Annotated in this window: 11 protein-coding genes; 7 read left to right on the top strand and 4 right to left on the bottom strand. The window is 40.8% G+C overall.

Features of this window, described 5'->3' with window-relative positions; translation table 11 throughout:
• The first annotated feature begins 7 nt into the window (after positions 1–7).
• The 5 genes from ACX9YW_RS13245 to ACX9YW_RS13225 all read left to right on the top strand — a co-directional run bounded on the left by ACX9YW_RS13245 (position 8) and on the right by ACX9YW_RS13225 (position 6,382).
• On the top strand, positions 8–1,690 hold the full coding sequence (locus tag ACX9YW_RS13245) for an N-acetylmuramoyl-L-alanine amidase (protein ID WP_460347076.1): 1,683 nt from the start codon (positions 8–10) through the stop codon (positions 1,688–1,690).
• A gap of 129 nt (positions 1,691–1,819) precedes the next feature.
• Positions 1,820–2,974, top strand: a complete 1,155-nt coding sequence (locus tag ACX9YW_RS13240; RefSeq protein WP_460347074.1) for a polysaccharide pyruvyl transferase family protein — start codon at positions 1,820–1,822, stop codon at positions 2,972–2,974.
• Positions 2,975–4,060: a glycosyltransferase family 4 protein gene (locus ACX9YW_RS13235; RefSeq protein ID WP_460347072.1), complete on the top strand. Its 1,086-nt coding sequence runs from the start codon at positions 2,975–2,977 to the stop codon at positions 4,058–4,060.
• A gap of 55 nt (positions 4,061–4,115) precedes the next feature.
• Positions 4,116–5,630, top strand: coding sequence for a murein biosynthesis integral membrane protein MurJ (murJ, locus tag ACX9YW_RS13230; protein WP_460347070.1), 1,515 nt, complete (start codon positions 4,116–4,118; stop codon positions 5,628–5,630).
• Entirely contained in the window at positions 5,627–6,382 is a 756-nt protein-coding gene (locus ACX9YW_RS13225; protein WP_460347068.1) for an S-layer homology domain-containing protein, read from the top strand. The genes murJ and ACX9YW_RS13225 overlap by 4 nt, the downstream gene beginning before the upstream one ends.
• 75 nt (positions 6,383–6,457) lie before the next feature.
• Here ACX9YW_RS13225 and ACX9YW_RS13220 read toward each other — a convergent pair whose 3' ends face one another.
• Both ACX9YW_RS13220 and ACX9YW_RS13215 read right to left on the bottom strand, forming a co-directional pair.
• Positions 6,458–7,855, bottom strand: coding sequence for a SpoIID/LytB domain-containing protein (locus ACX9YW_RS13220; protein ID WP_460347066.1), 1,398 nt, complete (start codon positions 7,853–7,855; stop codon positions 6,458–6,460).
• Between the two features lie 3 nt (positions 7,856–7,858).
• Complete coding sequence (locus ACX9YW_RS13215) at positions 7,859–8,083, bottom strand: hypothetical protein (RefSeq protein ID WP_460347064.1); 225 nt, start codon at positions 8,081–8,083, stop codon at positions 7,859–7,861.
• 339 nt (positions 8,084–8,422) lie between these two features.
• On the opposite strand from ACX9YW_RS13215, the gene ACX9YW_RS13210 reads away from it, so the two are divergent.
• Complete coding sequence (locus tag ACX9YW_RS13210) at positions 8,423–9,484, top strand: glycosyltransferase family 4 protein (RefSeq protein WP_460347062.1); 1,062 nt, start codon at positions 8,423–8,425, stop codon at positions 9,482–9,484.
• Between the two features lie 787 nt (positions 9,485–10,271).
• Here ACX9YW_RS13210 and ACX9YW_RS13205 read toward each other — a convergent pair.
• Both ACX9YW_RS13205 and ACX9YW_RS13200 read right to left on the bottom strand, forming a co-directional pair.
• Entirely contained in the window at positions 10,272–11,297 is a 1,026-nt protein-coding gene (locus tag ACX9YW_RS13205; protein ID WP_460347060.1) for an LCP family protein, read from the bottom strand.
• Positions 11,298–11,445: 148 nt separating this feature from the next.
• Entirely contained in the window at positions 11,446–12,090 is a 645-nt protein-coding gene (locus ACX9YW_RS13200; RefSeq protein ID WP_460347118.1) for a YigZ family protein, read from the bottom strand.
• 243 nt (positions 12,091–12,333) lie between these two features.
• Here ACX9YW_RS13200 and ACX9YW_RS13195 point away from each other — a divergent pair, with 243 nt between their 5' ends.
• A complete protein-coding gene (locus tag ACX9YW_RS13195; protein ID WP_460347058.1) occupies positions 12,334–13,479 on the top strand; it encodes a sensor histidine kinase in 1,146 nt (381 codons plus the stop codon).
• Position 13,480: the final 1 nt, after the last annotated feature.

Raw genomic sequence — 13,480 nt, 5'->3', positions numbered from 1 at the left:
AAGGATATTGGTAAGAAAACTGAAAATAATAACTGCTGCTTTGTGCTGCTTGCTTATCTTTTCCCCTATAAGCGAAATTTGGGCAAAAGCAAATACTGAAACATCCAATTCAGTTCCAATTCAAGAGGGCAAAACGAATATTTGTCCTGAATCTGAACCTGTATCTAAAGAAAATAGTGAGACATTACCAACCCATTCTACATCAACAACGGGAGCCCCAACAGAAACCAATCCTGGGGCTCCTTCGGATAGTGAACCGATAGAGCCAATTATGCCGGTAGAACCGGTGCCAGGCACCCAAAAAGAATGTGAACAGGAAATGGGGATTTTGTCCGGAATTACAAATATGACAAGCCCATTTCAAGATGTCCAACAAAACTACTGGGCATATGAAAACATTTTACACCTATCAAATTTAAAGGTTATTAATGGCTACGAAAATCAGGATGGAATGTTTTCGTTCCGCCCAGAGGAAAAGGTAACTAGAGCACAGGCTGCCAAAATGATGATCGAAGCAATTGGGGAAAAGCAAGCAACAGTTGAAACACAGTTATTTAGCGACGTTTCTATTGATCATTGGGCTGCAGGTTACATTCAGCGTGCTTATGAACTAGGGATTATCAAAGGATATGAGGATGGTCGTTTCGGTCCAAACGACACACTAAAACGCTCGCAAATGGCGAAAATCATCGTTGAAGCCTTCTCATTTGAGTATAATGGTTATTCGCCATCCACTCCTGTATTTTTTGATGTGACGGAGAAGTATTGGGCCTATTCCTATATTGAAAGAATGCATTACAATGGGATAACGAATGGCAGCAACTATCGGTTTTTAGCGGAAAGTTTCATTACCCGAGCACAATTTTCTGCCTTTTTATCAAGGGCAATTGACCCAAAATACCGTCTTAAGGTAACAGGGCCCATTTCTTCTCAAGGAAAGGTCATTTCGAAGACTGCGTTAAACATCCGCTCGGCTGAATCAGCCTCTTCGACTATTTTAGGACAACTTAAACCTGGAACCATGGTAACAATTGTCGGTATTAACGGCTATTGGGCGAAAGTTAACCACGATGGTATAACAGGATACGTTCATAAATCATACTTAAAGCTTTACTCAGCTGATTCTAACTTTCCATTAAAAGGGCGAATAATCGTCGTCGATCCTGGTCATGGTCTTAAAGATCCAGGCACACACTATGACGGCTATCAGGAAAAGGATATCGTGTTAAGCGTTGGGAAAAAGGTCAGAGATAAATTAATAGCAGCAGGTGCCCAGGTCGTGATGACTCGTGATAGCGACACCTTCCTTGAATTATCCGAGCGTGTACAAAAGGCAAAAGACGTATATGCTGAACTTTTTGTTAGCATTCATGTCAATTCGGTTCAAAATAACACCACTGTTAACGGGACAGAGACATATTTTAATACATCAACAAATATGAATGGCCCGGAAAGTCGCATGCTAGCCTACGAAATTCAACAGGAAATTGTCAAGCAGGCAGGGATGTATAATCGCGGCATTAAAGATAGTGGATTTTATGTTATTAAAAATAATTCGGTCCCAGCTGTGTTAGTCGAAATGGGCTTTTTACCGAATAAAAGCGACCGTGAAAAGATGATATCGGAGTCTTACCAAAACATCTTTGCGGAAGCCATCTATCAGGGGATAAAAAATTATTACTTAAAATAAAGAGAGGAGCCTTGCGCTCCTTTTTTTGTTGGGATGGGTAATCTACCGCAAAATAAAACAATTTTCGTCTTTCCCTAAGGTTATGTTATAATTACCAAAGCGAAATTCGATAGTAAAGGAAGTTTGTTCATGAGAATAGGGATTGTCGGAAACTATGGAAATAACAATAATGGCGATGAGGCGATTCTCTTAGGAATCATCACGCAATTAACGACACATTTTGATGTTACCACCAAGGATATTACGGTGTTCAGCAACAACCCAGAGCAAACAAAAGAGCGGTACGGCGTTGACTCCTATCCGCTTTATTATAAAAAAAGCTCCATTGTTAAAACGTTTGCGGAAACGGTCAAACAAAGCCGCAAAATCGTGAATAAGCTTGACCTCGTCATCATTGGCGGCGGTGGAATTTTAATGGACCTTTATAAACGCGAAGCACCGCTTTATGGTACATACGGAATCTTAGGCAAGATGGGCGGTGCCAAGGTCGTTGTTTATGGTTGCGGAGCGGGTCCTCTAACGTCTGCAGTTGGGAAATTCTTCATTAAACAATTAGCAGGTGTAGCTGATTCCATCTCCGTTCGTGATCCGGAATCAAAAGCATTGCTTGAAGAGGTAGGCGTCAAAAAGCCGATCAATATCATCGGTGACCCAGCTTTTACGTTAACAACTGAAAAAAAACACAGGCTATCCAGCAAAATTACAAAAATCGGCGTGACCGCTGTTCCGTATTACAACATCAAGTATTGGCCAGAAGCCGATGAGGAGAAATATCAAGCCTATGTTCAAGGGATGGCGAAAAACTTGGACGAGCTCATCATCAAAAAGGACGTTCAAGTAACCTTCTTTTCAACCAAATATCCACAGGATGTATGGGTAACGAAGGATATTTATGAAGCGATGACTCAAAAACAGGGCGTTGTGGTAAATGAAGAGCACTTATCTCCAGCACAGCTGATTGATGTTTGCGGAGAAATGGATGTGGTCATTGGTACACGCTTGCACTCGATTATTCTATCGCTTGATGCTGAAACACCAGTTATAGGTGTTGGCTATCACCATAAAGTGGCCCATTTTATGGAAATGGTCGGCAAAGGGGACCAATGTTTATCAATGGCAGATCTTTCCGAGTCCAATCAGCATTTTTTGAACATTATTTCTGATATGGATGAGAACTGGGAAGTCACCCAGCTAGAGGCAAACCGCATTTCAGGCGAGCTAAAAGCAAAAGCGGCAAAGGGATTAAAGCAATTCTCGATGCTGCCGGCAAAGAAGGGAAAATAAATGGCAAAGAGAATCCTAGTTATTAGTAATATGTACCCGACCGATACCCATAAAACGTTTGGGATTTTTGTGAAAAATCAAGTTGAAGCACTGAAAGCAGTCGGTCACGAAGTCGATGTCATCGGGATTAAAAATCCGTTAACTGGCAAAAAAAACGTCATCAGCAAATACATGCGCTGGGTTGCTGAAACGAAAATCAACTTGATCATGAAGGGACGCAAATACGATGTGATTCATGCCCATTATGTGTTTCCTTCCGGGTTGCTAGCGCTTTTATATAAAAAGCTGTTAGGTAAACCGTACATTGTCACAGCCCATGGCGGCGATATCGATCGAATGGCAAAAAAGAATCCTAAAATTCGTCAATGGACGGAAAAAATCCTCAAGGAAGCAGGTCATGTCGTAACTGTCGGCGAGGCGCTTTACCAGGAAATTAACCATGACTATCAAGTCAGCCCGGCCAAACTTTCCGTCATCAATATGGGGGTTAATCGCGAGGTCTTTAAGGCATATCCGAAAGCCACCGTCAGACAGGAACTACAAATACCAGATGGGGTCGAGCCGGTTTTGTTTGTCGGTAATATCATCCGTGAAAAGGGACTAACGGAACTCCTCGAAGCCTTTCAGAAGGTAAAAGTAAAACGTCCACAGACGGAGCTTTATTTAATAGGGGCAAGCCGTAATGCTAGCTACCGTAATGAATTAAATCAGCTTATCAGTGAGGGGGTTCACTTTATCGAACCCCTACCACAACCCCAACTCGCAAAATGGATGTCTGCTGCAGAAGTATTTGTGCTACCGTCGCATCTAGAAGGGTTCGGACTAGTCGCGGTCGAGGCAATGAGCTGCCACACTCCTGTCATTGGAGCTGATGTTGGTGGTCTCCATTATTTATTGAAGGATGGCAGCGGAATGCTTGTACCTGCCAGACAGGCGCCACCTTTAGCTGAGGCGATTTTACAAGTTCTTGAGAATCCAGCGTTGAAAGAGGAATTGATTGAAAAAGGTGATCAAAAGGCAGCGGAAAATGATGAAAAGAAAATGATCGCCAAGCTTACGACAATTTATCATCAGCTTTCCAAATAAGGAGTTGACTATTGTCAGCTCCTTTCTATTTTAAGACTAAAGAGGATGAACGACCATGAAGGGAAAAATGTTTAAAATTATTGGTGCGGTGGCAGTTATTAATATTTTGGCTCGGCTCATCGGTTTCCTCCGGGAAATGGTCATCGGTTTTGAATATGGGACATCGATGGAGGCTGATAGTATCTTTACCGCTTACACGATTCCAAATTTTTTATATATTGTTGTCGGCGGTGCCATCACCACTGCGTTTATTTCCGTCTATAGTAAGCTTTCTGAAGGCGAACAGAAACAGGGATTCCTTTCGTCCACGTTTACGTATATTACCGTTACGACAGGACTTTTAACGGCCCTTCTCATGCTGTTTGCCGATCCGATATTAAGGCTTTCCTTCCGTGGCTTGGAAGGGGAGGAGTTGGAGATGACACGGAGACTGTTTTACTGGATGGCCCCATCGACTTTCTTTTTAGTAGCCTCGATGTGGTTAAGTGGCATCTTAAATGTGCATCAACGCTTTCAATTATCAACACTATCGACCCTTGTGTATAACTTAGCCTTCCTCTTAATTGGTGCTGTTTTGACCCCGTGGATGTTTGTCGACTCCTATGGACTTGGGGCGCTCTTAGGGGCAGCTCTCATGGTCGTTATGCTTTTGGTCGGTTTAAAAAAGGGCTTTATCAAACATCTTACATTTCGTTTTCAGCAAACCCCAGAATTAAAGCGGCTTTGGTTAATTGCCCTGCCAATTATGTTAGGTGGAGCAACCTTACAGTTTTACACGTTCATTCAAAGGTCCTTTGCCTCCCATTTAAGCGACGGAACGATTTCCGCGCTCAATTATGCTTCCAAGTTAACGCAGTTTCCACAGGCAGTATTAATGACTGCTGTGACAACGGTGATTTACCCAATGTTGGCTAAAAAAGTCGGGGCCAATGAGCGTGAGAGTGTTTCAGAGCTCTATCAAAAAGGAATGAGCCTATTAAGCCTATTGTTACTGCCAGTTACAATATTTGTATTTTTTTATGCGGAAGATTTGGTATCGATTGTTTTTCAGTACGGGAATTTTACAGAGGAATCAACAAGGATAACGACACCATTTCTACAAATTTTTGCGCTTTCCATGTTTGCATTAGCGGGTAATGTGTATGTATCGCGTTTCTTTTACGCGATGGAAAAATCTTATTTAACTGTCGTGATCAGCTTGATTTGTGTTTTCGGGGTTAATATCGGAATTACAAAGCTCATGCTAGCGGATTATGGTGCCGAAGCCATCGCCTGGGGCACTTCCATTAGCTCCATTGTAAATTTAATCCTATTAATGATGCTTGCACGCTTTATGTTAAAATTAACACTGAAGAACAGCGGACAACAGTGGATAAAGTCGGCTGTCTTATACGGTGCGTTAATCATCATGATGTATTTTACATCAACCTATATTCGGACAGGCTCTATTTGGGTCGATAGTCTGATTGGCGGGCTTATCTTTCTTGTAGTATTTTTAGGAGGGGTCAAGCTATTACGCTTTTCAGAGCTGACATTAATATTACGAAAAAAGGGGAAATCAACAACATGAAGCAAAAATTCTTGCTGCTGATTGTCACACTATTGGCGATTGGCTCGACCGCTTGCTCTAAGCTGGAGGCGGATGCAAATATGGTGACCGAGGCTGCAGGTGTTGATTGGACGGAGTCAGAGGTCGCAAAGGTGACGACAAAGGTAGGCGGTCTGGAGACGAGAACGGCCCTATTAGAAAAAGAAATCCAAGCACTCTTAGCAGGACAACCCTCCGCCTCTAAAGAGGTATTTAAAGATGTGACAAAGGAATACTGGGCATTTCCGGAAATCATGTCATTATATTATCGCAATTTAATTTCAGGCTATGTAGAACTACAACAGTTCAAGCCGGAAAATTCGATTACAAGGGCTCAAGCAGCCGCTATGCTTGTGAAGGCACTCAAACTGCCTGTTAGTGAGACGCCTTCCATCTATACTGATGTAAAAGATGATTTGGCAACCCGAAAGGCGATTATGACGGTTACCGAAAAGGGCTATTTTAAAGGTAGTGGCGGTAAGTTTATGCCTAACGCACCGATGACACGAAAGCATATGGCTGTTGTACTGCAACGAGCATTTGCCTTAAAAACGACAGCGGCAGCTTATCAGGACTATTCCGATGTGGCGAAAACAAATGATGGCTATGATTCGATTAAAGCGGTAACCCAAAATGGAATCGCGACTGGCAGTGGTGGAAAATTTTCACCTGCAGACCCAACAAAACGTTCGCAATTCTCCGTCTTTCTCTATCGTGCCCTAAATACAAAATAGATTGAAAAAAGCTAATTCGCCAAGCGAATTAGCTTTTCTTAATTTATGCTAGTTTTTGTCAAAACATACAATCGCCTATGGCAATTTTTTTATTTCAACGCCGGTATAATAGTGTTTAATAATTTGATCGTGTGTAAAGCCGGCCTCTGCCATACCGCGGGCACCCCATTGGCTCATCCCGAGCATATGGCCCCAGCCATCGCCTTTAAAACGGTACGATAACGGTCTAGTCGGAACGGTAGCCGCTGCATTTAACGTTTTAACCTGAAGATTTAGATCCTCAATATAGGCTGTTGAGCCATCAGCGTTTTGCAACTGATACCCTAATAAGGAAGTTGTATTCTTATCGGTACCATCGGCCATGCGAATCTTCACTTCAGAATCGGTATAAATATTAAACTTAATACTTTTTAAGGTCACTCCAAAAAACGAGCGTAACCGATCAGGAGTTGACACAAGGCCTGGTACTAACGGAATATTGGTCGTCGTTTTTGTTGTTTTATCGTAGACACTTGCGCTAACCTTCGTTGCCGCATTACTTGGCCCGCGCTCAGACACCTTTAACCCAGCTAAAATTTGATTGTTAGTCAATTTTAAGTTTTGTGAAATGGTCGCTGTTTGTCCAATTGCTTCCCAACCATAATGCTTATTGTCTTTATGCTTGTCATAAGTATCTACGACTGCACGAATATATGGTAGATTGCCACTCCAAACGTTTTCGCTATTTTCCGTGTACCCACCAGAACTAGAATGAAAATAGGCCTCGATCGGAACATTATTATAAGTGGCATACATTTCACTCGTGTCCATAATTGCTTGGTTGCTTCGTGCTGTTTCCTTTGACATCCCACCATAAACCTGGCTGGAAACCGTCATCTCTAAATAAGTGCCTGGAGGTTTATTTTGTGTTTGCTTATAGGCGTAGCTTCTTGCGGCTATTGTCTGCGCTCTAAGGGCATCCATCGGCCAACTAGCCGGCATTTCGCTTGGTACGACCCCTTTTAAGTAATTCTCCATTGCGAGGCGATTAATGAGTAACGGAACGGTTTGTGCAGGGAGAATTTCAAAAGAGCCCCGATATCTCGTACTTGCAGTCCCAGATGCCGTAAGGATTTTGGAGATTTCCACATAATTGCCGTCATCCTCCAATAACTCATTGATAGCAAACCCATTTTTTGAGCTCCATGTTTTGCCATCAGCTGTTAAAGTAACCTTACCACTAACGATAGAAAATTTAGGGGCAGTTTGATAAGAAATCAGCGTTCCATCATCAAGATTAACGATTTCATAGCTCCCGTATAACGTAGTTGTAAAACTTGTGCCAGATGGGAGTAATTTTACCCGAACCTCGGTTTTATAAGAAATTGGTCCTACCGGTGTCCCTTCCTCAGCAGCAAATCCGTTTGTTGTGGAAAACAGCAATGCCACTAATAGAAGGATTGGGAGGAAAATTCGCTTTTTAATTGTCCTCACCCCTTACTTATTAACCTGGCTCTTAAGTATTTCAACTTGAGTTTCCAGTTCAGTAACCTTTTTTTCAAGATTCGCCACTTTTGTATTTAATGGATTGATTTTACTCATGACCCAATCTACACTAGCAATAACCGTATCTGAGTTTGCAAGCGCAGTAGAACTGATGCTCACAAGTAAACCACAGGCAAAAAAGACAGATAGAATCTTTTTTGTCATAAACTTTTTCATCTTAAAACCCCCAATTGGACAACTATTATACTCGTAAATATATTATAGCAAAGTTTGTGAGATTGTCAGTTCACTTATCATGGAAAATGCAAAATAGTAGATTGGTAGGGGAAAAAGTCGAAAAGTATCGGAAAGTGTTCGCAAGTAAATCTATTCCCATTCATAGAAGTCTATGATATAATTCGATTTGGCTGTGTTTATAAGACTAATAGACTAGAATTGTCAAAACTTGTTATTGGAAAAATGTGTCGTAATTTGAAAATTCTAGAAATATGAATTCGAATGAATTTGGTGTTGATTGAAAACTTTTTGGGTATGATAATTTTAAGGAGGGTCTTCATGTTCTATTTGACCTTAGGAATTTGCTTATTAGCATCAATACTGATCACTCCGCTGGTAAAAAAGCTTGCATTCAAAATTGGTGCAACTGACAAACCGAATCAACGAAAAGTCCATCAAAAAATTATGCCACGACTCGGTGGTTTAGCGATATATATAAGTTTTATTATTGGTATGTTAATTTTACAACCAGAAGGCGCCGAATCGATGGCGATTGTGTTAGGAAGCATTATTATCGTCATCACCGGGATTTTGGATGATATGATTGAACTTTCAGCTAAAATCAAATTGCTGGGACAAATCGCCGCTGCTTTAATTGTGGTGATGTACGGCGGTATTCAAGTTGAATTTATCAACCTTCCGTTCGGTGGTGAACTTCAATTCGGTTATTTAAGTATTCCGCTTACAATCATCTGGATTGTTGGTGTGACCAACGCCATTAACTTAATTGATGGCTTGGATGGACTTGCAGCAGGGGTTTCCTCAATTGCCTTAATTACGATTGCCGGCATGGCGATGATAAAGGGCGACGGCTTCGTTGTTGCAATGGCTGGAATCGTTTTAGCCTCAACGCTTGGATTCCTTATTTACAACTTCCACCCGGCGAAAATTTTTATGGGCGATACAGGTGCGTTATTCTTAGGATACATTATTTCTGTCCTATCCTTACTAGGGTTTAAAAATGTAACGCTGATTTCATTCGTTGTACCGGTTATTATTCTCGGAGTACCGATATCAGATACCTTCTTTGCGATTATCCGACGGATTGTCAATAAAAAGCCGTTATCGGCTCCTGACAAATCTCATTTACATCACTGTTTATTACGCTTAGGCTACACCCACCGTCAAACGGTGTTAATCATTTACGCAATGGCCGCTTTCTTCGGGCTAACCGCAGTGATTTTTTCACAAGCAAAGGTATGGGGCTCATTTATCGTAGTAGCAGTGCTATTATTAATGATCGAGGTATTCGCTGAAAAAATCGGTCTAATGGGACATAACCACAGACCACTTCTAAAGTTCTTCCGTGACCTACGTATTTCAACAGTAAAAGATCGATAACATAATCCAAAAGCCCTCCGGAGCAATCCGGGGGGTTTTTATTATGTAAGCACGATTTGATACCACCAAACGACGAAGACCCTGGATTGCGGTTGTCGTAGCGTGGGGACATTCCTAAACCTGCTGAATGGAAAGGGGATGACTTCCCTGAAGTGATTCCTAAACCTAGGGAAAGAGTGTGAGATTGGGAACGACTTATTCGAAGTAATTCCTAAACTTGGGGAAAAGTTTAGCGATTGGGAATGACTTATTCGAAGTGATTCCCAAACTCCAGGAAAGCCTTCATGTTTAGGAATCAAAAGCCAAAATTAATTCCCAAACTCTAGGAGAGCCCCGAAGTTTGGGAATCAAAGTCCGAACTTAATTCCCAAACTCCACCAAATTCCTCATGTTTAGGAATCAAAATCCAAAATTAATTCCCAAACTCCGCCAAATCTCACAAGTTTCGGAATCAAAAGCCCAAAGTAATTCCCCCTCACATAAAACTCCTTTAGCCACGATGATCCCTATCCCTTAAACTCTTCCAAAAATGTCCCTCACCCCAGCCTACCTTTGCAATTCATATAAATACCACACCGAAAATTTTCCCAACCTTATTCCCATATAAAATCCGGTATAATAGGATAAACGGCGGGCAAAACAACGCAAAACAACGCAAAACAACGCAGCACAACGCAACACAAGCACAAACCAGATTACAGCACAAAACAGCACAAAAAACATCCTAGACCAATACTACCAAAAAACAGCACAAAAAAACTGACCCTGTCAAACAGGGCCAGCCGTATTATCCATTTTTCTTATTAATCGTAGTAGGTGATGCATCGCTATTATCGACCTTGCCAAACTTAAGCTGTGTTTTTAAAGTGGATTTAACTTCCTCTAGCGAACTTTGGTCTAGTTGGTAATAATAAATACCACTAATTCTCATGCTGGATCCTTCTAGAGATAAAGAATCAACGTTTAATTTGTTTCCGGCCGTTGCGTAGTCAATGAACGTCTTCATATCGCTAAAAGAAAGGTCAGTTTCCATGTTTTCACCGACAGCTTCAATCACATTATCGTATTTAGTAATGGATTTTGCTGAGGAGGCTTTGGCAATAATCGCTTTAATAACTTCTTGCTGACGCTTACCACGTTCGATGTCACTGTCTATCTTTCTTGTCCGGGCATATGCTAATGCTTCTTCACCATTAAGGGATTGGAAACCTGGTTGAAGTTTGATGGCATGGTGCCGATCCTTTGAATCCATCTCATCGATGGCTTTGGTCACATTGACGTCGACACCGCCGAGGGCTTCGACGACATCAATAAAGGCTTCGAAATTCATTTTAACGTAATAATCAACCGGTATATCTAGTAATTCCTCCACCGTTTCAATGGTAGAGGCAATACCGCCTTTGCCGTAAGCATGATTGATTTTATCTTGTCTTCCTTTACTAGGAATGTACACATAGGTATCACGTGGGATACTTAACAATTTAACCGACTTTTGTTCTTGATTAAATGTTGCCAACATTAAGGCATCTGTTCGAAGAGCCGGAGTTCCACGCTTCTTACTTTCGTCCAGACCTGCAAATAAAACGGTAATATTATCAAACTTCGGGTTGACTTTGGCATCCCGTTTAGTTGTTTTTCGATCAATTGGTTTATACGATTTGGTCATTGCCGTTTCGGCTTTATTGTATAAATAAGTGGCAAAAGTTCCTCCAGCCAATAATAAGACTAGGAGTGGCCCGACAATCCAATAAATCCATTTTTTACGGCTTGACTTCTTTTTTTGAAGTTTAGTACCACGTCTATTTAGAGACATATCTATTTTCTCCTTTTACAAAAAGGTAAAAATCCTTTTAGTGATAATTTTATGAGCCAAAATCCATTTTACAACCTTTTTAGATTTTCGTAAATTGAATTTTTTTGGAGAATATACTAGCAATGTCTACCAATAAGCTTGAAATGCACTAAACACCAATGTCAATGAGTTCTTCAAGATAGAGGATTTCACCTTTTGTATTAGTAGTTTGGCCATTCGTCAGTTCGGTCATCCAAGCAATAAAATTTGGTACGTCAGCCTCCTTTATATAGGTTTCAAATTCGACGTTTTCCAAATAGTGGATTTCTTTTAGCTGATAAATCGAATTTCGAATTTCGTTTTCGATTTTTCCCAACCAAGAATAGTCAGCCTTCGTATGGATAACTTGCATTTGTTGGCGAAGAACGATTCCGGTTGCTTTAATACCTTCAGAAGTTGCTTTTCCATAAGCACGGATGAGACCGCCTGCACCTAATTTTATTCCACCAAAGTAGCGGGTTATGACAACAACTGTGTCTTTTAAATGCTTTTTTTTCAGGACTTCTAAAATGGGGACACCAGCCGTTCCACTTGGTTCACCATCATCGTTTGCTTTTTGGATATGATCATGTTCGCCAATTAAATATGCCGAGCAGTTATGGGTGGCATTCCAGTGCTTTTTCTTAATCATTCCTATGAACTCTAACGCCTCTTCCTCGGTTTCAGCACGGCTAATATGAGCGATAAAACGAGACCGTTCAATGAGGATTTCATTCTCACCATATCCTTTTACTGTATAGTAGTGGGAGAGCATACCCATTCTCCTTTCCGTTAATCTAAAGCAGAACTTGTCGTTTCGTGTTATAATTCTTATTATAAATGATTTCCCGGATGGGTTCATTTTTAATAATCATTTTTATCCTTGTTTTAGGTTTAAAGGAGCAAATAATAGGGTAAATCGATGTAAGCACGGACAAATAATTCTTTCTTCTACCGTATCCTTTCGTAGGGAATTAATTACATTTTTATCATGCTAAAGGACTAAGAGGGACGCTATATGGTGAGAAAAAAATTCGATTCAAGGCTACTTGATCAAATATTAAATAAAATGGTCGATACGGTTGGAACGAGTGTGGATGAGATTTTTCAAATTAGTGAAACGTGTCGTAGTGAGTATGAAAGCATTACCGATGATTTAAAGGAAGTTCATTTAACGGTTCGAAGAATTGCCGATGAGGCTGATAAGCTAGAGTCCCAGTTAGAGGCTGCTAAAAGTCATTTGTCTGTGTTAACCATGCAATCTATCGCTAATTATAAAGACCAATTGGATGAGGTAAATCAATTAATTAACCGGCTGCAAATGGAGCTTTTACAAAAACGTCAACAGGAAAAAAAGCTGCTTAACCGAAGTAATGAGTTGGAAAGGCGATTGTTTGGGATACAAGAGACAATTGATCGTGCCGATGAGCTCATCCCACAGGTATCTATCGTCATGAGTTATTTAGCCAGAGATCTAAGGGAAATGGGACAGGCGTTAGAGGCTGCCGAGCTAAAACAGGATTTTGGCTTGAAAATCATCGAAGCTCAGGAGGAAGAGCGCAAGCGTCTCTCAAGAGAAATTCACGATGGTCCGGCACAAATGCTTGCTAATGTTATGATGCGGTCGGATTTAATTGAACGAATTTTTCGGGAAAGATCAGCAGAAGAAGCCTTTGAAGAAATGAAGAATTTTAAAAAAATGGTACGTTCAGCACTCTATGAGGTAAGAAGAATCATCTATGATTTGCGACCAATGGCTTTAGATGATTTAGGATTGATTCCTACGCTGAAAAAATATTTACAAACGACCGAAGAATACCATAAAGATATAAAAATTACCTTTATCAGTTTTGGTTTGGATCAGCGAATGCCAACCAAATATGAAGTTTCGCTTTTCCGCTTGATACAGGAGGCTGTTCATAACGCCATTAAGCATGCTGAAGCAAAAGGAATTGAAGTAAAAGTAAATATTCAACAGAATCAGATTACTGTTTCAATAAAAGACGATGGTAAAGGTTTTGATTTGAATGAGGTAAAACACCAATCTTTTGGCATCATCGGAATGAAGGAACGTGTCGAATTAATTGATGGGGAAATTCACTTCCATACAAAGGTTGGTCAAGGAACAATCGTAAATATCAAAATTCCAGTAGAAATGATGTAAG

The sequence above is a fragment of the Pseudoneobacillus rhizolycopersici genome (assembly GCF_054786815.1).
The sequence above is the reverse complement of the archived record's forward strand: the minus strand, read 5'-3'. Positions and strand labels throughout refer to the sequence as shown.

Bases quoted from the DNA above. Each gene is read 5' to 3' on its own strand.
- ACX9YW_RS13200 (WP_460347118.1), bottom strand. From the start codon at position 12,090: ATGCTCTCCCACTACTATACAGTAAAAGGATATGGTGAGAATGAAATC.
- ACX9YW_RS13235 (WP_460347072.1), top strand. From the start codon at position 2,975: ATGGCAAAGAGAATCCTAGTTATTAGTAATATGTACCCGACCGATACC.
- ACX9YW_RS13210 (WP_460347062.1), top strand. From the start codon at position 8,423: ATGTTCTATTTGACCTTAGGAATTTGCTTATTAGCATCAATACTGATC.
- ACX9YW_RS13240 (WP_460347074.1), top strand. From the start codon at position 1,820: ATGAGAATAGGGATTGTCGGAAACTATGGAAATAACAATAATGGCGAT.
- ACX9YW_RS13215 (WP_460347064.1), bottom strand. From the start codon at position 8,083: ATGAAAAAGTTTATGACAAAAAAGATTCTATCTGTCTTTTTTGCCTGT.
- murJ (WP_460347070.1), top strand. From the start codon at position 4,116: ATGAAGGGAAAAATGTTTAAAATTATTGGTGCGGTGGCAGTTATTAAT.
- ACX9YW_RS13195 (WP_460347058.1), top strand. From the start codon at position 12,334: ATGGTGAGAAAAAAATTCGATTCAAGGCTACTTGATCAAATATTAAAT.
- ACX9YW_RS13225 (WP_460347068.1), top strand. From the start codon at position 5,627: ATGAAGCAAAAATTCTTGCTGCTGATTGTCACACTATTGGCGATTGGC.
- ACX9YW_RS13205 (WP_460347060.1), bottom strand. From the start codon at position 11,297: ATGTCTCTAAATAGACGTGGTACTAAACTTCAAAAAAAGAAGTCAAGC.